This is a genomic window from Leeuwenhoekiella nanhaiensis, assembly GCF_002744755.1.
GTDB classification, from domain to species: Bacteria; Bacteroidota; Bacteroidia; order Flavobacteriales; family Flavobacteriaceae; genus Leeuwenhoekiella; species Leeuwenhoekiella nanhaiensis.
Window position 1 is genome coordinate 743,701 of sequence record NZ_KZ319287.1, and the last position, 19,957, is coordinate 763,657.

Below are 19,957 nucleotides of genomic sequence, written 5' to 3' on the forward strand. Positions count from 1 at the left end.
TTGATTCTAAAACTTCAGCAAAAACAGCCCAACCTTAACGGAACCGTTCGCATTACCGGCTCTAAAAGCGAAAGCAACCGACTTTTACTTTTGCAAGCGCTTTTTGGCAATTTTGAAATAAAAAACCTGTCTAACAGCGAAGACAGTGATATGATGCAGCAGGCTCTTGCATCGACTGAAAAAACGGTCGATATCCACCACGCCGGTACGGCAATGCGCTTTTTAACTGCTTATTTTGCAGCTTATGAAGGTCGCGAAACCATACTCACCGGGAGCAGCCGTATGCAGGAGCGACCCATAGGTCTTTTGGTTGATGCCCTCAATAGTCTTGGGGCTGATATCACCTATCTTAAAAACGAGGGCTTCGCCCCGCTTCTCATTAAAGGTAAAAAGCTGGATCAAAATAAAGTGGCTCTTGAGGCCAATGTGAGCAGCCAGTACATTTCGGCTTTGATGATGGTGGGCGCCTCTCTGCCTAATGGAATTGAAATCGAACTTATCGGGAAAATCACATCGGTGCCTTACATCGAGATGACCCGGTCTTTACTTACTCAATTGGGAATAGAAAGCACCTTTGAAGGGCAAATCATTAACATCAAGCCGGCAGCTTCGGTAGATATAAGCGAAATGGTGGTGGAGTCTGACTGGAGCAGTGCTTCCTATTATTACAGCCTTGCGGCTCTTTGCGATTCAGCAGCGCTGAAATTGTCGAGCTACAAGAAAAACAGTTTGCAGGGCGATTCGGCACTTGCTGAAATTTACACCGAACTGGGCGTGGAAACCACCTATCTGGATACTGAAATCCTTCTGAAGAAAACACAGGGGCCTAAATCTCAAAGTGTTGCTTTCGACCTGGCTAACAGTCCTGATATTGCACAGACCATTGCTGTAACCTGTTATGGTCTCGGAATTGGCTGCGATTTAACCGGTCTTCACACCCTCAAAATAAAAGAAACCGACCGGCTTGAGGCTTTAAAAGCCGAACTTACCAAGTTGGGCGCTGAAATTAGTGTGACCAATGATTCCTTACACTTAAAACCGGGTACAAACTACCGGGAAGATGTTACCATAAAAACCTATCAGGATCATCGCATGGCGATGGCTTTTGCACCTATGGCATTGCGTGTTCCTATCGTTTTTGAAGATGCCGAAGTTGTAAATAAGTCGTATCCTGATTATTGGGATGACCTGAAATCCCTTGGTTTTGAGATAAAGGAGCTCTGAATTCCTTACCTAAAGCCTTAAAATACCTGCTGCTTCGGGCCTAAGTCACTGCGTCACAAATTAAACGCTGTTTTACTTGACAACCCCTACCCTGAGGTTGTATATTTGCACGCTATTTTAAATACCTTAAAAAGACCGCTCATGGGAATGAAACTTTCGAATTTCAACTTTGATTTGCCAAAAGAATTGCTGGCTGAATATCCTGCAGAAAACAGGGATGAAGCCCGTTTAATGGTTCTTAACCGCAAAACCAAAACAATAGAACATAAGTTATTTAAAGACCTTATCGATTATTTTGAGCCCGAAGATGTAATGGTGCTCAACAATACCAAGGTTTTTCCCGCTCGTCTTTACGGTAATAAAGAAAAAACCGGTGCCCGCATCGAGGTTTTCTTATTGCGCGAGTTGAATTCTGAAACCCGCCTTTGGGACGTGCTTGTAGATCCTGCCCGTAAAATACGTATTGGGAACAAGCTGTATTTTGGGGATGATGAGAGTTTGGTTGCTGAAGTAATTGACAACACCACCAGCCGCGGTAGAACCCTTCGTTTCCTGTATGACGGTTCGTATCAGGAATTCAGAAATAAATTGACCGAGTTGGGTGAGACCCCGCTTCCTAAATACATCAAGCGTGAGGTAGAACCGGAAGATGCAGAGCGTTACCAGACTATCTTCGCAAAAGAAGAAGGGGCTGTAGCCGCACCAACTGCCGGTTTGCACTTTAGCAAGCATCTGCTAAAACGCCTTGAAATTAAAGGAATCAACTTTGCGGAAGTAACCCTTCACGTAGGTTTAGGAACCTTTAGTCCGGTTGAGGTTGAAGACCTTTCCAAACATAAAATGGACAGTGAAGAAGCCTTTATACAGAAACCGGCGACTGAGGTTATCAATAAGGCTATCAACGAAAATCGAAAAGTATGTGCTGTAGGGACTACAGTAATGCGTGCTTTGGAGAGTGCTGTTAGCTCAAACCATACCCTTAACGAGTTTAGCGGGTGGACTAACAAGTTTATATTTCCTCCCTACGACTTCAGCATTGCAAATTGTATGATTACCAATTTCCATACCCCTAAGTCTACGCTTATGATGATGGTTTCTGCGTTTGCAGGTCACGAGTTTATGAAAGAAGCTTATGAACTTGCCGTTAAAGAGAAATACAAATTTTACAGTTACGGTGATGCGATGCTCATCATCTAATTAAACTGATAGTTTTATAAAAATCCCCGGTACGCTGTATCGGGGATTTTTTTTTGCTCCGCCAAAACGGATAATGTTCAGTCCCGATTGCTATCGGGATACCTTTAAACCCGTGCTTTTATTAGTGTGGATGTTCTGTAGGTTTGCCTGAGGATAGTTTATTGCTAAAAGTTTAAAAGGAATTTAAGCTAACAGCCTCTTAATTGGTAACTTTGCAGCGTGAAAGACAGCAAGAAAGATATACGGGCATTAACACGCGAGGAATTGCGTGATTTTTTTGTGGAGCAGGGCGAAAAGGCATTTCGCGGCAATCAGGTTTACGAATGGTTGTGGACTAAAGGTGCGCACTCTTTTGATGATATGACCAACCTCTCTAAAGAAACCCGAAGCTTTCTCGATACCCATTTTGTGATCAATCACATCAAGGTTGATCAGATGCAACGCAGTAATGACGGAACCATTAAAAATGCGGTTAAATTACACGATGGTCTTACTGTAGAATCGGTATTGATTCCTACCGTTTCACGTACAACCGCCTGCGTGTCTTCTCAGGTGGGCTGCAGTCTCAATTGTAAGTTTTGTGCCACAGCACGTTTAAAACGTATGCGTAATTTAAATCCTGACGAAATCTTCGATCAGGTCGTGGCAATAGATCAGCAAAGCCGTTTGTATCATAACCGTCCGCTTTCAAATATTGTGTTTATGGGGATGGGCGAGCCTTTGATGAACTACAAAAACGTGGTGGCCTCTATAGAAAAGATCACCGCACCAGATGGGCTCAATATGTCGCCCAAGCGTATTACCGTTTCTACTTCGGGAGTGCCTAAGATCATCAAAAAAATGGCTGATGACGGGGTGAAATTCAAGCTTGCGGTCTCCCTGCATTCCGCATTAGACGAGGTGCGTACCGATATTATGCCGTTTAATGAGCAAATGCCTTTGCACGAACTCAAAGAAGCGCTTCAGTATTGGTATATGAAGACTAAAAAACGCATTACTTATGAGTATGTGGTTTGGCGCGGAATCAATGATCAGGATAAGGACATTGAAGCACTAATTGATTTTTGTCTGGCAGTACCAAGTAAAGTAAATTTGATTGAATATAATCCCATAGATGATGGGCAGTTTCAGCAGGCAGATCCAGAGGCGATAGACCGTTACGTGGCGAGGCTTGAAGATCGTGGCATTACGGTTACCGTACGTCGCTCCAGAGGAAAAGATATTGATGCCGCCTGTGGGCAGCTCGCCAATAAAAATGGCTAGATAAATGACTCATTCCTCGTCTGAAGTATGTCAAAAGAGCATAGGGGAAATAGGATAAACAGTAATTGCAATAAAAATAATAATAGCAATAACAATAGCATTAGAAATTGAAAGTAGTCGAACAAATTAAGCAGCCTATTGCGCACGAAATGGAACTTTTTGAGCAAAAGTTCTCGCTTTCGATGAAATCAAAAGTACCTTTGCTTAACCGCATCACCCACTTTATCGTAAACCGAAAGGGTAAGCAAATGCGGCCTATGTTCGTATTTCTGGTGGCCAAAATGCTGGGTGACGAGCGTCTTAACGATCGTACGTATCGCGGAGCTTCGGTTATAGAACTCATACATACTGCGACACTGGTACACGACGATGTGGTAGACGACAGCTACCGTCGCCGTGGATTTTTCAGTCTAAATGCCCTTTGGAAGAATAAGATCGCGGTTCTGGTTGGCGATTTTTTGCTTTCTAAAGGTTTATTACTTTCTATAGATAACGAAGATTTTGATCTGCTGCAGATTATTTCTGTAGCAGTACGCGAAATGAGCGAAGGCGAACTCCTTCAAATCGAAAAAGCCCGTAAACTCGATATCACCGAAGAAATCTACTTCGAGATCATTCGCCAGAAAACAGCAACCTTAATCGCTGCCTGTTGCGCGATGGGCGCCTGCGCGGTTCACGCCGGTAAAAAAGATGTGGAAAATATGCGCAAGTTTGGAGAACTCATTGGCCTGGCTTTTCAGATTAAAGATGACCTTTTTGATTACGGAACGCAGCGCATCGGTAAACCTACCGGTATTGATATCAAAGAACAGAAAATGACGCTTCCGCTTATTTATGCGGTAAATAACAGCACTTCTGAAAAGCGCAAATGGCTCATCAATTCGGTTAAGAATCACAATAAAGACAAGACCCGGGTAAATGAAGTGATCGCTTATGTGAAAGAAATAGGTGGTCTGGATTATGCCGTTACTAAAATGAAAGCGCTGCAGCAGGAAGCTCTCAATCTGCTCAAGAAATACCCCAACTCTCCCTATAAAGAATCGCTTACCCTGATGGTGAACTACGTCATTGAACGAAAAAAATAATTTTTACCGCAATTTAAATCACTGAAATTCAGTCGGTTTTAAATTTATTCTAATAATTTTCAAACCTCAGGCAACCATTTGTCAATTTTCTGCGTCTCTATATATGAAAGCAGCTTATTAAAAGCGAATTAAAAATTCAGGCTTACTAAAACAGGTTTTGTGAAAGTCATTACATTCTTCAATAACGAAAAACAGCTTATCAAAAAAGCTGCCGGCGGGCATCGCGAGGCCCAGCGAAGACTGTATGAAATTCATGCACCAAAAATGCTGAGCGTTTGTCGCCGTTATCTAAATGACATTATGCAGGCCGAAGAAGCTATGTGTAACGGCTTTTTAAAGGTATTTCAGAATCTGGATTCCTTTCGCGATGAGGGTAGTTTTGAAGGTTGGGTGCGTCGCACTATGGTCAACGAGTCTATTTCGTATCTGCGAAAGACAAGCAAAATGCAGTTTACAGATTACGATCAGGAAGGTGATGATCCTACTTACAGTCCGCAGGACAGCAATCTGGAAGTTGAGGAAATTCAGGCGTTAATAGATGCCCTACCCGAAGGTTACCGTGCCGTTTTTGTGATGTATGCGGTAGAAGGCTACAAGCATCAGGAAATCGCACAGAAGCTTGAGATTTCAGAAAGCACCTCAAAAAGTCAGTTGTTTAAAGCCCGCAAGCTGCTTCAACAAAAATTAAAAGAATTTAATACCTACAGCTATGGCACCGGTAAAATTTGAAGAAAATATTAGAGAAAAACTGGAGCAGCGCGAACTTAAACCTTCGGCTTCTGCCTGGGAACGTATTGAGCAGGGGTTAGATACTTCCGCAAAGCGGAAAACTAAAAAGGGATACACCGTTTGGTTAGTAGCAGCAGGCTTCATAGGGATCTTAATCCTGGCCGGAAGGTTTCTGTTTATAACTCCTGAAGTAAACCAAAATCCGGTTGTAAATACTCCCGTTGAAGAACAAAAGATAGAAACCGGGCCTCAGCAGGAGTTGCTTCAACCGCAACAGCAGCAATTAGAAGAGAAGGCTCCGGTGGTTTCGGCAGAAAAAGAACAGCAAAAACCGGAGACCGTAAAACCTGTACCTGCTCATACTCCTGTTGAAAAAACCGCGTCTGTCGCAGTTCAGGAAACAGGAAGTGAATCTTTAGAAAAACCGGTTCAGCAAAAAATAGATGCTGAGGTTGAGAAGCTTTTAACTACGGTTACTGAGCAGCAAAACGAAGGCGTCGCGTTTTCTGATGCCGAAATTGACAAACTGCTGCGCGATGCACAACGCGATATCATTTCTGAACAACTACTGGCTAACGACCGCAATGCGGTAAGTGCTGAGGCGCTGCTCTACGAGGTCGAAGAAGAATTGGATCCTTCTTTTAAAGACCGCGTTTTTGAAGCCTTAAAAGAAGGCTTTTTAAAAGCACGTGAGGCTGTGGCTTCGCGCAACAATTAATAAACATTCATTCATCAATCTTTGGGAAGCTGCTCTCCGCCTTTGGGGCGGAGGGAGGTGACCTGAAACTAAACTAAACATTATGAGAACTTTAATTTTACTTTTTATCGTAGTTTTGGGATTTGCGACCCAAGACATTCAGGCTCAGAGTGAGACCAAAACAGAAAGCATTGAGCAATTAAATGCTCAGAAAGAACAGGTGGTTGTCGATGAGAAAGAGGCACTGAAAATTGAAGTGCTTGCCATCAACAAGCGTTTTGAGAATGGGGAAATCAGCAAGGAAGAGGCTGATCTTTTGAAAAAGGAAGCAGCGACCAAGCACGCCCGAAATATCGAAGACAAGCTTGCGATCATCGAAAGCAAGATTGACTTGCTGGAGCGTAATGAGGATTCTATTGAAGAAGATTCGGTTTTTGGGATTTTTATTGGAAACGAAAAATTAAGACTGGGCAGTGAAAAGGAAGAAGTGGTTTATGATCGCCGTACCACATCAGACCTGGTTTTGGGTATCGGCTTTAATAACGCGTTGAGTGACGGTCGTTCGTTAAATGATTCACCTTATAAAATTGGAGGTAGTCGGTTTTTTGAGTTGGGTATTGCCTGGAAAACCCGCGTGTTTGATAATACCAATTTCTTGAGATTGAAATACGGTTTCAGTTTTATGTTTAACGGTTTAAAGCTGGATGATAACCAGTATTTTGTAGAAAATGGTGATCAGACGGTTTTAGAAACCTACCCCACTAACCTTGATAAATCTAAATTTAGAATGGATCATCTGGTTTTTCCGGTGCATTTTGAGATAGGGCCCTCAACCAAGCGTACGGGTGACAATTACATCAGGTATTCTACTAAAAACCAGTTTAAATTGGGTTTAGGAGGTTACGCCGGTTTCAATTTGTTGACCATTCAAAAACTGAAGTATGAAGAAAACGGAGATGAGCGTAAAGATAAATTCAAGCAGAATTTCAACACCAACAATTTCATTTACGGCGTAAGTGGTTATCTGGCCTTTGGAGATACTGCGCTGTATGTAAAGTACGACCTGAATCCCATATTTAAAGACAACCCTATTGAAGAGCGTAATTTTTCTGTAGGTCTGCGTTTTGATATGGACTAAGCCCCAAACCCAAGCCCTTAAAGCTTTAGTTTTTGAAGCAGTATATATGTGGATTTAATAGGTCAAAACTGCCTTGCCTTCTTCGCAGACCACTCCGGTAGGTTCAACAGTTACGGCACAGTCACCGGCGACTCCCCATTTTTGGTTATAGATGGTCTGAGCTTCTATATGCTCTTCAATTTTTTGGAATAAGAGTTCGGTGTCAATGTCTTTGTGGTAAGCGATAAATCCGGTATATCCCCCACAGGATTTACTGCCGATACCGGTAAACTCCCACTCCGTAGCATCAGTACAGTCTTTACTGTTTGCCAAAAGTTCAATTTCTGAAAGCAGTTGATTGAGATACGCGAGGTCTTGCTCCCGTGTCGATTCCTGATCAGCATCACAGGAAATTAGCAAAACTGTAAAAACACTAACCGCAATGAATAGTAGTTTTCTCATAATGTGGTTTTTAGGTTAGATGCTGATTTAAGTTATTGGTTGCGTGAGTATAGAAAATAATTTTCGGCTGGGTTTCGAATCGTTCAGCTGTTTTTATTGTAGTAAATTTGCAACCCTGTTTTTACCTTTAGCAGAAACTAATTCCAAATAAAAAATTACAGCCATCCTTGATTTCAAAAACCACCATAGACAATGTATTTGAGACTGCTCGTGTAGAGGAGGTGATTGGTGATTTTGTGCAGTTAAAAAAGTCGGGTTCTAATTTTAAAGGTTTGAGTCCGTTTACAGATGAGCGCTCGCCAAGTTTTATGGTTTCTCCGGTAAAGCAGATCTGGAAGGATTTTTCAAGCGGAAAGGGAGGCAATGCCGTGGCTTTTTTGATGGAGCACGAGCATTTTACCTATCCCGAAGCCATTAAATATCTGGCCAAAAAATACAATATTGAGGTCGAAGAAACCGAGCAAACCGATGAGCAAAAGGAGCTCGCCGGCGAGCGCGAGAGTATGTATGTGGTGTCTGAATTTGCCCGCGACTGGTTTCACAGAACCTTACTAAAAACCGAACAAGGAAAAGCCATTGGTCTCAGCTATTTTAAAGAGCGTGGTTTTACTGATGAAACCATAGAAAAATTTCAACTTGGGTACTCTCCCGATGAATGGGAGGCCTTTACCAGTGAAGCGCTGCGCAAAGGCTATAAAATGGAATATTTAGAGAAAACAGGGCTTAGCATCGTAAAAGAGGAAAAGCAATTTGACCGTTTTAAAGGTCGTGTCATGTTTCCCATACATTCGCTAAGCGGAAGGGTTTTAGGTTTTGGTGGACGTATCCTCACTAACGATAAAAAAGCCGCAAAATACCTCAACAGTCCCGAAAGTGAGATTTACCACAAATCTAAGGTGCTTTATGGGATTTATTACGCCAAGCAGGCCATCGCCAAAGAAGACAATTGCTATCTGGTTGAAGGCTATACCGATGTGATTCAAATGCATCAGCTGGGTATTGAAAATGTGGTGTCTTCTTCAGGTACCGCGCTTACACCAGAGCAGATAAGGCTTATCAATCGTCTGACGCCAAATATCACGGTGCTTTTTGATGGGGATGCTGCCGGGCAGCGCGCTTCGCTTCGGGGAATTGATCTCATCCTGGAGCAGGGGATGAATGTCAAGGTGTGTAGTTTCCCTGAAGGGGAAGATCCCGACAGTTTTTCGCGCAAGCATACCTTAACCGAAGTAGAAGATTTTTTAAAGGACAACGCTAAAGATTTTATTCAGTATAAGGCTTCCTTACTCGTAGAAGAAGCCGCAGGAGATCCTATAAAAAAAGCCGCTCTCGTCAGAGATATGGTTGAAAGTATCTCTAAAATCCCTGATGTTATTAAGCGCGAAATCTACGTTCAGGAATGCGCGCGAATTATGGACATCAACGAGGCAGTCTTGTTTAATACATTGGCTCAGTTGCGCAATACCGGTAAAAAGGAAGCGCAAAAGGAGCAGGCTAAACCTGCGCAGGGCGAAATGCAGGTCGTTCAAAAAGAACAGGTTGAGAAAATTGACCGGCAGTTTGTTTTAGAGCGGAAGCTTATTGAGTTATTGTTGCTATATGGAAATCAAAAGGTATCTTTTGATGATGTTGTGGTCAATGAGACCGAAGATGGCGACCTGGTAGAAGAAGCGGTAGTACTGGATTTGGATGTGTACGAAAAGATTTATCTGGACCTGCAGGAAGATGAGACCGAATTTGCCAATGAACGATTCAGGATCCTTTACAAGAAACTGATTGATGCGTTGATGCAACAGCAGGGAAATTTTAAAATTGATCAGTTTATAAACAGCGTTGAGCCGGAAGAAGGCGCGCTTATTTCAGATATTGTTCTGGAGGAAGAAAAGTACAGCTTACACCGCTGGGATTCTCAGGAGATTTACGTTAAACTCAAGAGCCAGACTATTCCTCAAATGGTCTCACAAACCATTCTATACTTACGGCGTTTTTACATCACCCGCAAGATCGAAGAGCTCGCAGAGTCTATCAAAGAGCAAAACGAATCAGTACGTGATGTATTGATGGAGATCAAGGATTACCAGGAACTCAATAAATTAATCGCCCAGCGGCTTAACAGGGTGATTTAAAGATCTGAAGTCTGTAATAATCGGGCTTGCTGAATCAATTCTGCCAGGCTGCTCGCATCCAGTTTCTTAAGTAAACGGGTTTTATACGTACTCACGGTCTTCTCATTGATATCCAGAGTTTCGGCAATATCTTTATTGCGCTTTCCTGCTGAAAGCATATTGAGTACTTCAGTCTCCCGGGTAGAAAGTTTTTTATAGCGGTAAGCCAAAGAATTATTTTTGGAAGGATCTGTATTGGATAACATCTCCACCAGCGAGTTGTTGAGGTAAATCCCTCCTCGGGCTACCTGTACCAAAGCTTTTAGAATCACTTCAGAATCTGCTGTCTTGCATACATAACCCATCGCGCCGGCCTTAATCGCGCTCAACGCATACATTTCTTCAGGGTGTATACTGAGAACCATAATTTTAATTCCCGGAAAGAGTTTACGCAATTCTTTGATAGCCGAAAGCCCTTGTAGGTTAGGCATATCAATTTCCATCACAACAAGGTCAGGCACCTGTTCTTCCAGTGATGGAATGAGGTCTTTGCCTTCAACGATGGTGTCAATAATTTCGTGAGGAGTTTCTTTTAAAATATGTGACAGACCGTCAATAATTATTGGATGATGATCTGCTATCGTGAGTGTAATCATACAGGGACTTTCCTAGATTTTCCTTCAAATGTAAAGCCTACATTTTAAAATGCAAATGCTTTTCGCTGTAAGAATAAATTTACAGGTTAAAAGTCATTATTCCTTCAAATTTTCAGGAATAATACAAACAGGAATAGGTTCCATTTTGTGTTTGTTGGCTGTATTGAAACGTTTGTAAATCTCAAAAACCTGTCGTTTATGACCTTCAAAGTCGGTTGCAGTCTTTCCTTTTTCATCCTGTAGCATAGCCCATTCCAGGTCATCATAACTGGCGCCTATTTGATCTTCATCGCTTCGGTCATCTCCCCAAAGTCCGTCTGTAGGTTTAGCTTGTTGTATACTTTCGGGTACGCCTAAGGCTGCAGCAATATTGTAAACTTCGCTTTTCATCAAATCTGCAATCGGGCTGAGATCGACCCCGCCGTCACCGTATTTGGTATAAAAACCAACACCAAAATCTTCTACCTTATTACCGGTTCCGGCAACGAGGTATTTATGTAAACCTGCGAAATAATACAGCGTACTCATGCGCAGTCGGGCACGGGTATTTGCCAGCGAAAGAAACAAATCATCGCTCTCAGAGGCCAAAGGAAGCGCAGATTTAAGCGTCTCAAAGGTGTCTGTGAGATTTACCCGCACATCTGAAACATTGGCAAAACGTTGCTTTAATTGGGCAATATGCTCCTGAGCACGGGTGACGTGGCTGGGTGGCTGATGTATGGGCATTTCGACACATAAAACGCGCAGACCGGTTTTTGCGCAAAGACTTGACGTGGTTGCACTGTCAATACCCCCGCTGATGCCTACAACAAACCCGGAGATGTTTGCGTTTGTGGCATAGGTTTTTAACCAATCTACTATGTGATCGATGACTTTTTCGGTTTGCATAAGTAACAGGATTTGTGGTTTGTAAATAGTACCTTTGCGGCGCAATTTTTTATGAGTGTGAATTTACTAAATTTAAAATGGTTAAACAGGCAGATGCCCTCAGGACGCGGCGTATTTAGCATTTTTTTAATGCTCCTGGCGGTATTTTTCACAAGTTGTAAAAATGAGGTGAAAATACCCGATGAAATTTCAGAAATCCCTGTTTCATTAACTGTAAAACGGTTTGACAAACAGTTCGCTCAGGTTGATTCAGCTTCGCTACCCGCTTTGATTGAAGAGTTTCCGTATCTCTTTCCGGGAGATTACCCGCAAGCTTTTTGGCAGGAAAAGTTACAGGATACCATTCAGCTGGAGCTCAATTCTGAAGTGGAGAAGGCTTTTCCTGATTTTGAAAAGGAGACTGCTGCACTTGATGATTTATTTAAGCACATAAAATACTATTATCCAAAAACGTCTCTGCCCGAAGTGGTTACTGTGACCTCAGATGTCTCGTTTCGTAGACCGGTTATTTTAACCGATAGCTTACTGATTATTGGGCTGGATAATTATTTAGGCCCCAAACATCATTTTTATACCGGGATTCAGCGTTATTATGCTCAAAACTTCCGAAAGGAGCAGATTGATGTAGATGTAGCTGATGCTTTTGTGAACAAATGGGTAAAACGAGAAGGCAATCGCCGATTTCTGGATGAAATGATTTACCATGGTAAACGCCTGTTTATGATGGAGCAGCTGTTAACGCTGAAAGATAAAAATGAAATCATAGATTATACGCCTGAACAATATGAGTGGGCGATGGCTAATGAGACCGATATCTGGACCTATTTTGTAGAAAACAAACTCTTATTTGATACCGATAGTAAGTTGTTAAGTCGGTTTATCAACCCGGCCCCGTTTTCAAAATTCTATCTGGAATTTGATAACGACAGTCCGCCAAGACTGGGTCGCTATATCGGCTGGCAGATCGTCAAGGCTTATATGGAGCGCAATAACATACCTTTGCAGATGTTACCCGCTAAATCTGCAGACGAGATTTTTAAAGAAGCAAATTACAAACCCCGCAGATAAACTATGAAAACCGAAATAAAACTCAGCGTAGAATTAGACTCCAACCGTGTTCCCGAAAAAATACATTGGGATGCTCCTGACGGAGGCGTAAAAAATGAAGCGGCAAAAGCCCTGATGCTCGCCCTGTGGGATCATAAAAAGCAGGAAGCTGCGCGCATTGATTTGTGGACCAAAGATATGCCGGTAGATGAGATGAAGGTGTTTTTTCATCAAACCCTGGTGAGTATGGCGCAAACTTTTAAGCGTGCCACAGATGATGATAAGATGGCGGCTACGATGATGGATTTTTGTGATTATTTCGCCGAAAAACTGGAGCTTAAAAAATAAGGAGTGAAACTCCTGTTAGTCTATAACGCCCGTTCGGGTGGGTTGCAAGCCGCTTTAGATAATTTGCATAAGATCGTAAGTCCGGCTACTTATGCCTGCGATTTATGCAAGTTGACACACGGCAATCTTACCATACGTAAACGCTGGAAGCAATTTTTAAATCAAAGCGATTTAGAAATTAGCGTCTATCACAAAGATGAATTTCAGAACGAGTTTGGAAACGAAGCTCTCGCGTTTAAGCTGCCGGTAATTCTGGAGCAGAAGCGTGATAGGCTCACTCTGTTTATTTCGCAAAGCGAAATTCAAACACTTAAAGACGATGCGGCTCTAATCGAATTGATAAAAGCTAAATCTACGACTCTTTAAGCTGTTCATTAATCTGCTCAATATAATTGATGATCTCGTCTTTCCCGGTGGTGCTTGTGGCGCTGCTTACGAAATAATTTGGCATTTCGGCCCAGGCACCGGCCAGTAGCTCCTGTTTGTAGTTCTCAATATTGCGCTCCAGAGCTTTGGGCTTTAGCTTGTCGGCTTTGGTGAAAATAATCGAAAACGGAATCTGCTTCTCACCAAGATATTCCATAAATTCTTTATCAATAGGCTGCGGTTCGTGCCTGCAATCTATAAGCACAAAGGCCGAAACCAGCTGTTCCCGCTCTTCAAAATACTGGGTAATAAATTTCTGAAACTCCTTTTTTACTTTTTTAGAAACCCGGGCATAGCCATATCCGGGTAAATCAACGAGATACCAGGATTGATTGATAATAAAATGGTTGATAAGCTGGGTCTTTCCCGGCCTTCCGGAAGTCTTGGCCAGGTTTTTACGATCGGTAAGCATATTGATCAAACTAGACTTTCCTACGTTTGACCGTCCAATAAATGCATATTCAGGCAGGTTATTTTTAGGGCATTTAGCCACATTAGAATTACTTACCAGAAATTCAGCAGTTTTAATAGACATAACAGCTTGGTTTTAGAAGTTTCGTTTCTTTAGCCACTCGGCTAAAATACCGTTGAATTCTTCAGGGCGTTCCATCATGGCGGCGTGGCCACATTTATCAATCCAGTAAAGGTCTGAATCAGGTAACAGCTTATTAAAATCTTCTGCTACTTCGGGTGGAGTTACATTATCGTTGCGCCCCCAGATGATGCAGGTAGGCGTTTTCATATGCGGTAAATCCTGAGCCATATTGTGGCGTATCGCACTTTTGGCGATAGCGAGGGTTTTGATGAGTTTATTGCGGTCATTTACCGTTTCGTAAACTTCATCTACAATTTCTTTGGTCGCAACCGCAGGATCGTAAAACACATCTTCAGCCTTCTTTTTGATGTACTCATAATCTCCACGCTTCGGGTAGCTTTCACCCATAGCGCTCTCATAAAGTCCGGAACTTCCGGTAATGACTAGAGCTTGCATCACATCAGGATAGAGCTTGGTGTGATATAAGCCGATGTGACCACCCAGAGAGTTCCCGAGCAAGATCACTTTATCAAACTTTTTAAGCTTGATAAAATCGTTAAGGTACTTGGCAAAAGTTTTTACCCCGGTCTTAATGAGGGGCATGGTGTAAAGCGGCAGTTCGGGGATAACGACTTTGTATCCGTTTTCCGAGAAATATTCGGTTACCGCGTCAAAATTACTCAAACCACCCATAAGCCCGTGAAGAACTACGATTGGGGTACCTTCGCCGGCTTCAATGTAGGTGAATTTCCCCTCTTTTTTTAATTGGTGCTTCATAATTGGTGGCAAGACGCTTTGAGACAAATATAGACATTTAGCCCAAAAACAAAATCGAAAATTGCAAAGGCATTTGGCAAGCCGGTCTGGTTTGGCTAACAACTGGTTTGAAGACAAGCGTCTAGGGCTTCAATTTAGATTAAAAAAATAAACAAGTGGAGTGATTTATCAACAAAGTGGTAGAAAGTGGGAAAATGTGGTAATAAATTCTATATATTTGAAGTTATAATACCTAAAACCTACTGTATTCGTGCTCAGCCTGATAGGGACATATGAGTGTAAAGTTGACGCTAAAGGAAGGCTCATGATGCCGGCTGCGTTGAAAAAACAGCTTGCAAAAGAGTTGCAGGAGGGGTTTGTGGTAAAGCGATCGGTTTTTAATTCGTGCCTGGAGTTGTGGCCTATGTCTGAATGGCAGGTAATGATGCAAAAACTGAATGGTCTCAATCGTTTTGTAAAGAAAAACGTGGAGTTCATACGTCGTTTTACTGCAGGAGTGAAGGTGGTTGAGGCAGATGCATCCGGAAGGTTGCTCATTCCGAAAGATCTGATCGCCTTTGCATCAATTAATAAGGATATCGTGTTGACCTCAGGAGGAAACATCATTGAAATATGGGATTTAGTAGCCTACGAGGCTGCAGTAAGTAATGAAGATGGTGATTTTGCTTCTCTGGCAGAAGAGGTAATGGGCGATCAAAACAGCATACCAGATGGACTATCATGATCCCGTATTACTGCACGAAAGTGTTGACGGTTTGGCGATTAAACCCGGTGGGATCTATGTAGATGTCACTTTTGGTGGTGGCGGGCATTCCAGAGAGATTTTAAAACGCCTGGATGCTTCCGCAAAATTGTTTGCTTTTGATCAGGATCAGGATGCTTTGGCAAACGCGATTGACGACGAGCGGTTTACCCTAATCCCGGAAAACTTTCGCTTTGCGAAACGTTTTTTAAGGTTTTATGGCGCAGCTCAGGTTGATGGTATTTTGGGGGATTTCGGGGTTTCGTCACATCAGTTTGATGTGGCAGAACGCGGATTTTCAACCCGTTTTGATGCGAAGCTCGATATGCGGATGAATCAGAAAGCGAGACTTTCTGCGCATCAGGTGGTGAATGAATATGAAGAGGGAGAGTTGAGCCGGGTACTGTTGCAGTATGGTGAATTGCGTAACGCGCCTAAGCTGGCAAGAACCCTGGTTTCCGTGCGTAAAGAGAAAAGCATTGATACCACCGAGGATTTAAAAGAAGCGCTACAGAGCTTTTTGCCGCGTGGGCGTGAACATAAAATACTGGCTCAGATTTATCAGGCGATTCGCATCGAGGTTAATGAAGAGCTAGAGGTTTTGAAAGAGTTTTTGCAGCAAACGGAAGATTTGCTCAAGCCGGGAGGCAGGCTCAGTCTCATCTCGTATCACTCGCTCGAAGACCGGCTGGTAAAGCGCTATATGCGCAACGGCTTATTTGAGGGAGAGCCTGAGAAAGACATGTTTGGGAATTTTAGTGTCCCGTTTAAAAAGGTAGGCGGACTCATTGTTCCGTCACGAGAAGAAATAAAAAAGAATAACCGTGCGCGCAGTGCCAAGCTGCGAGTGGCAGAAAAGATCTAGCAGCAGTTGAAAGAAGGTATTTATAACATACTTAAAGGTAAGTTTCTTTTTAGCGATGACGCTATGAAGAACTGGCGCGTGATTCTGTTTCTGTCATTTCTGGCGATCATTATGATTGGCAGTTCGCACCGGGCAGATAAGAAAGTGCATTACATCGCCCAGCTTAATGCTGAGGTTAAGGAATTGCACAGCGAGTTTGTAGATACGCGGCTTGAGGCACGCCGGCTTAAAATGGAAAGTGTCGTCACCAGAAAAGTAGAAAAGCTGGGTCTGGCGCCTTCTTTAACGCCGCCCAAAAAGATAAAAGTAGTAGAAACCCCGTAAGTTCAGCATGGCGACTAGTGAAAAGAACATATTGAACCGGATGTATTTAGTGGCAGGAGGTATGTTTCTCTTCGCCCTGCTTGTTGCGTTTAAACTTTGCAATATTCAGCTGGCTGAAGGGGATAAATACAAGGCTCTTGCCGAGGCGCGGACTGAGCGTATGTTTACCATACCTGCAAACCGCGGCAATCTGTATGCCGGCGATGGGAGTTTGCTGGCTACATCGGTGCCCAAGTATACCATTCGCTTTGATGCGCTGGCTCCAAAGGAAGAGGACTTTGAAGAAAACGTTCAGGCGCTTGCGCAGGGACTTTCAGAACACCTGGGTAAACCTGCTTCGCATTATGTAAGCGAATTGCGTCGCGCCCGCCAAAACAAAAACCGCTATTTATTATTGGCCCGCAACCTGGGGTATTCTAAATATCTGGCGATTAAAAAACTTCCGCTTTTTAACAAAGGTCCCTATAAAGGTGGCATCATAACCGAGCAACGTACCGTGCGTGAGCATCCGCTTGAGAAAATCGCAGAACGTACTATTGGCTACGATCGTTTAACCGAATACGGCCGTTACAGCGAAGCCGGTCTTGAAGGGGCTTACGGCCCCTATTTACGCGGAAAGGAAGGTCGCAGGCTAAAACAACGCATTGCTAAAGGTCAGTGGAAGCCGCTGGGCGACGACAATATCGTTGAGCCACAGGATGGCTATGACGTGATTTCAACCATTGATGTCAATATTCAGGATATCGCGCATCATGCGCTTTTAGCTTCGCTGGAAAAATTTGAGGCTGATCACGGCTGTGTGGTGGTAATGGAAACCAAAACCGGAGAAGTAAAAGCCATTTCCAATCTGGGTCGTACCGAAGATGGAAACTACTACGAGGACCGAAACTATGCGGTTTACGAATCGGCTGAGCCGGGCTCAACCTTTAAGCTGATGGCTATGGTGGCTGCGCTTGAAGATCGCGTGATTGATAGTAGTACCGTGGTAGATACCGAAAACGGAAGGGTTCGGTTTTACAATCGCACCGTGTATGACTCGCACTGGGGAGGCTATGGCAAGATCTCAGCTGCACGCGCTTTTGAACTTTCTTCCAATACGGCTTTCGCCAAAATGATCAACGAAAATTACAAGGATGATCCCAAGCGCTTTTTAAAGCGACTGTACAATATGGGGCTTAACGATAAACTGGGTCTTGAAATTAAGGGAGAAGGTACTCCGCGTTTCCCGTATCCCGGCGATAAGAACTGGTACGGTACGACCCTTCCGTGGATGGCCTTTGGATATGGTGTCTCGCTTACACCCTTGCAAACATTGACGTTTTACAATGCTATTGCCAACGATGGGGAGATGGTGAAGCCCAGATTCATCAAAGAGATCAAAAAGTGGGATGTTTCCGTAGAGAAATTTGAAAAGGAAGTCATCAATCCTGCGATTTGCTCACAAACCACGATTGATAAAGTTAAGGATATGATGCTGCACGTGGTAGAGCGGGGGACAGCACAAAATATTTATTCCAAAGAATTTTCGATGGCCGGTAAAACCGGAACCTGCCAAACCGAATACTGGTTAGAAGAAGGGAAGTACATCAGTTCGTTCGCGGGCTATTTTCCGGCAGAAAACCCGGAGTATTCGTGCATCGTGGTGATTCACAAACCCAATAAAAAATTAGGCTACTACGGTAATGTGGTTGCCGCTCCGGTTTTCCGAAAGATCGCTCAAAAGATTTACAGCGATACTCCTTTGGTAGATGAGGTACAACTGGCTTCGGCAAACCTGCCTAAGGTAGATCAGGATTTTGAAACCTATTATACAAAAGCCCAAAAAGCAGATGTGACTATGCCTAACGTAAAGGGTATGCCGGCGATGGATGCTGTGGCGCTTTTAGAAAACCTGGGTCTTAAAGTAGAATTTAACGGAATTGGGAAGGTTAAAAACCAGTCCCTGCAAGCCGGAAAGAAAATAGCTAAGAATCAAAAAGTAGTTCTCGAACTGTCGTGATCGTATTAAAAGACATATTATTTAAAGTAACCTTAGAGTCGGTAACCGGTAATCCCGGGGTGCCGGTAAATGCAATTCATTTTGACTCCCGTAAAGTGGGTCTCAATGATGTATTTGTGGCGCTTCGCGGAACTCAAAGTGATGGTCATGCTTTTATCAAAAAGGCAGTTGATCAGGGTGCGATTGCGGTTATTTGCGAGGAACTTCCGGAGGATTTTGTAAATGGGGTGACCTATGTGCAAACTTCAGATACGGCTCAGGCATTGGCTATTATGGCTTCTAACTACTACGGGAATCCTTCGGCTAATTTAAAGCTTGTAGGCATTACGGGGACTAACGGTAAAACTACAATTGCAACGCTGCTTTATCAATTGTTTACCAAAGCCGGTTTTAAAACCGGTTTGCTTTCAACCGTGAAAGTTTTGGTAGCCGAACACGAATATCCTGCAACGCATACCACGCCAGACTCCCTTACGATAAATAAGTATCTGGCTGAGATGAACGAAGCCGGTGTGGAGTATTGCTTTATGGAAGTAAGCTCTCACGGTATTCACCAAAAGCGATCTGAAGGTTTACAATTCGCCGGTGGAATTTTCACAAACCTCACCCACGATCACCTGGATTATCACGCGAGCTTCGCCGAGTATCGCGATGTGAAAAAGTCCTTTTTTGACAACCTGCCAAAGTCTGCCTTTGCACTCTCAAACATAGATGATCGCAACGGGCAGGTAATGTTGCAAAACACCAAAGCAAAGAAAGTTACCTACGCGCTGAAATCGTATGCAGATTATCGTGCACAGATTTTGGAAAATCAGCTAAGCGGCCTGTTGCTTAAAATCAATGATCAGGAAGTTTGGGTAAAATTGATAGGCTCGTTTAACGCGTATAATGTTTTGGCGATTTATGCTGCTGCGGAATTACTTGGCTTAACCCAGCTAGAGGCGCTTCAGTATTTGTCTGAGCTTACCAGCGTAAGCGGTCGCTTTCAGTATTTGATTTCGCCCAAAAAAATCACGGCTATAGTTGATTATGCCCATACACCCGATGCACTTAAAAATGTGCTGGAGACGATCAATGATATCCGTACCAAAAATGAAAAGCTCATTACGGTGGTTGGCTGTGGCGGAGATCGGGATCGTACCAAGCGCCCTAAAATGGGCAGGATTGCAGCAGCTTTAAGCACTCAGGTGATTTTCACAAGCGATAATCCGCGCACCGAAAATCCCGAAGCCATTATTGAAGAGATCGAAAAAGGAGTAGAGCCGGTTGATTATAAGAAAACCCTATCGATCACCTCACGGAAACAGGCGATCAAAACCGCCTGCCAGATGGCCGAAGAAAACGACATCATCCTGATTGCCGGAAAAGGGCACGAGACCTATCAGGAGATTAACGGAGTGCGTACAGACTTTGATGATTTTAAAATCGTAAACGAATTATTAACCCAACTCAACAAATAAAAACCACACCC

General features: G+C 43.3%; 21 protein-coding genes. 16 read left to right on the forward strand and 5 right to left on the reverse strand.

The features are described 5' to 3' along the window. The 7 genes from CJ305_RS03230 (at window position 1) to CJ305_RS03260 (ending at window position 7,333) form a co-directional block, all read left to right on the forward strand. Entirely contained in the window at window positions 1–1,224 is a 1,224-nt protein-coding gene (locus tag CJ305_RS03230) for a 3-phosphoshikimate 1-carboxyvinyltransferase (protein WP_099644781.1), read from the forward strand. A gap of 147 nt (window positions 1,225–1,371) precedes the next feature. After that, window positions 1,372–2,421: a tRNA preQ1(34) S-adenosylmethionine ribosyltransferase-isomerase QueA gene (queA, locus tag CJ305_RS03235; protein ID WP_099644899.1), complete on the forward strand. Its 1,050-nt coding sequence runs from the start codon at window positions 1,372–1,374 to the stop codon at window positions 2,419–2,421. 219 nt (window positions 2,422–2,640) lie between these two features. Further along, the gene (gene rlmN / locus CJ305_RS03240; protein WP_099644782.1) at window positions 2,641–3,684 is read left to right on the forward strand and encodes a dual-specificity RNA methyltransferase RlmN; all 1,044 of its coding nucleotides are present in this window, start codon (window positions 2,641–2,643) and stop codon (window positions 3,682–3,684) included. A gap of 107 nt (window positions 3,685–3,791) precedes the next feature. Beyond that, on the forward strand, window positions 3,792–4,769 hold the full coding sequence (locus tag CJ305_RS03245) for a polyprenyl synthetase family protein (protein ID WP_099644783.1): 978 nt from the start codon (window positions 3,792–3,794) through the stop codon (window positions 4,767–4,769). Window positions 4,770–4,928: 159 nt separating this feature from the next. Beyond that, a complete protein-coding gene (locus CJ305_RS03250; RefSeq protein WP_099644784.1) occupies window positions 4,929–5,498 on the forward strand; it encodes an RNA polymerase sigma factor in 570 nt (189 codons plus the stop codon). Next, window positions 5,479–6,216, forward strand: a complete 738-nt coding sequence (locus CJ305_RS03255; protein WP_099644785.1) for a hypothetical protein — start codon at window positions 5,479–5,481, stop codon at window positions 6,214–6,216. Before CJ305_RS03250 ends, CJ305_RS03255 begins: the two co-directional genes overlap by 20 nt. An 82-nt stretch (window positions 6,217–6,298) precedes the next feature. Then, window positions 6,299–7,333, forward strand: coding sequence for a hypothetical protein (locus tag CJ305_RS03260; RefSeq protein WP_099644786.1), 1,035 nt, complete (start codon window positions 6,299–6,301; stop codon window positions 7,331–7,333). A gap of 54 nt (window positions 7,334–7,387) precedes the next feature. Here CJ305_RS03260 and CJ305_RS03265 read toward each other — a convergent pair whose 3' ends face one another. After that, the gene (locus tag CJ305_RS03265; protein ID WP_099644787.1) at window positions 7,388–7,774 is read right to left on the reverse strand and encodes a hypothetical protein; all 387 of its coding nucleotides are present in this window, start codon (window positions 7,772–7,774) and stop codon (window positions 7,388–7,390) included. 167 nt (window positions 7,775–7,941) lie between these two features. On the opposite strand from CJ305_RS03265, the gene dnaG reads away from it, so the two are divergent. Then, window positions 7,942–9,900 carry a DNA primase gene (dnaG, locus tag CJ305_RS03270; protein WP_099644788.1) on the forward strand — a complete coding sequence of 653 codons (1,959 nt, stop codon included), beginning with the start codon at window positions 7,942–7,944 and terminating at the stop codon, window positions 9,898–9,900. Here the strand turns inward: dnaG and CJ305_RS03275 are convergent. Further along, window positions 9,897–10,535, reverse strand: a complete 639-nt coding sequence (locus tag CJ305_RS03275) for a response regulator (protein ID WP_189319372.1) — start codon at window positions 10,533–10,535, stop codon at window positions 9,897–9,899. The genes dnaG and CJ305_RS03275 overlap by 4 nt on opposite strands. 96 nt (window positions 10,536–10,631) lie before the next feature. Then, complete coding sequence (gene nadE / locus CJ305_RS03280; RefSeq protein ID WP_099644901.1) at window positions 10,632–11,423, reverse strand: NAD(+) synthase; 792 nt, start codon at window positions 11,421–11,423, stop codon at window positions 10,632–10,634. A gap of 93 nt (window positions 11,424–11,516) precedes the next feature. Between nadE and gldB the strand changes: the two genes are divergently transcribed. Genes gldB through CJ305_RS03295 form a run of 3 tightly spaced genes read left to right on the forward strand, consistent with a single transcriptional unit; the run spans window position 11,517 to window position 13,184 of the window. After that, window positions 11,517–12,491 carry a gliding motility lipoprotein GldB gene (gene gldB, locus CJ305_RS03285; protein ID WP_223248787.1) on the forward strand — a complete coding sequence of 325 codons (975 nt, stop codon included), beginning with the start codon at window positions 11,517–11,519 and terminating at the stop codon, window positions 12,489–12,491. A 3-nt stretch (window positions 12,492–12,494) separates the two neighbouring features. Beyond that, window positions 12,495–12,818, forward strand: coding sequence for a gliding motility protein GldC (gene gldC / locus CJ305_RS03290; RefSeq protein ID WP_099644790.1), 324 nt, complete (start codon window positions 12,495–12,497; stop codon window positions 12,816–12,818). Between the two features lie 3 nt (window positions 12,819–12,821). Then, window positions 12,822–13,184, forward strand: coding sequence for a GTPase (locus CJ305_RS03295; protein WP_099644791.1), 363 nt, complete (start codon window positions 12,822–12,824; stop codon window positions 13,182–13,184). On the opposite strand, the gene yihA is transcribed toward CJ305_RS03295, so the two are convergent. Together yihA and CJ305_RS03305 are read right to left on the reverse strand one after the other, a co-directional pair. Then, window positions 13,171–13,779 (reverse strand): ribosome biogenesis GTP-binding protein YihA/YsxC, encoded by a 609-nt coding sequence (gene yihA, locus CJ305_RS03300; RefSeq protein ID WP_099644792.1) that lies wholly within the window; start codon window positions 13,777–13,779, stop codon window positions 13,171–13,173. The genes CJ305_RS03295 and yihA overlap by 14 nt on opposite strands. A gap of 12 nt (window positions 13,780–13,791) precedes the next feature. Then, window positions 13,792–14,556, reverse strand: a complete 765-nt coding sequence (locus tag CJ305_RS03305; protein ID WP_099644793.1) for an alpha/beta fold hydrolase — start codon at window positions 14,554–14,556, stop codon at window positions 13,792–13,794. Between the two features lie 250 nt (window positions 14,557–14,806). Here CJ305_RS03305 and mraZ point away from each other — a divergent pair, with 250 nt between their 5' ends. The 5 genes from mraZ to CJ305_RS03330 are packed head-to-tail and all read left to right on the forward strand — an operon-like array spanning window position 14,807 to window position 19,946. Then, a complete protein-coding gene (gene mraZ / locus CJ305_RS03310; protein ID WP_099644794.1) occupies window positions 14,807–15,280 on the forward strand; it encodes a division/cell wall cluster transcriptional repressor MraZ in 474 nt (157 codons plus the stop codon). Then, window positions 15,267–16,163: a 16S rRNA (cytosine(1402)-N(4))-methyltransferase RsmH gene (gene rsmH / locus CJ305_RS03315; protein WP_099644795.1), complete on the forward strand. Its 897-nt coding sequence runs from the start codon at window positions 15,267–15,269 to the stop codon at window positions 16,161–16,163. The genes mraZ and rsmH overlap by 14 nt, the downstream gene beginning before the upstream one ends. Before the next feature lie 6 nt (window positions 16,164–16,169). Further along, window positions 16,170–16,487, forward strand: coding sequence for an FtsL-like putative cell division protein (locus tag CJ305_RS03320; RefSeq protein WP_099644796.1), 318 nt, complete (start codon window positions 16,170–16,172; stop codon window positions 16,485–16,487). A 7-nt stretch (window positions 16,488–16,494) separates the two neighbouring features. Beyond that, window positions 16,495–18,486 (forward strand): penicillin-binding protein, encoded by a 1,992-nt coding sequence (locus tag CJ305_RS03325; protein ID WP_099644797.1) that lies wholly within the window; start codon window positions 16,495–16,497, stop codon window positions 18,484–18,486. Beyond that, complete coding sequence (locus CJ305_RS03330) at window positions 18,483–19,946, forward strand: UDP-N-acetylmuramoyl-L-alanyl-D-glutamate--2,6-diaminopimelate ligase (RefSeq protein WP_099644798.1); 1,464 nt, start codon at window positions 18,483–18,485, stop codon at window positions 19,944–19,946. The genes CJ305_RS03325 and CJ305_RS03330 overlap by 4 nt, the downstream gene beginning before the upstream one ends. Window positions 19,947–19,957: the final 11 nt, after the last annotated feature.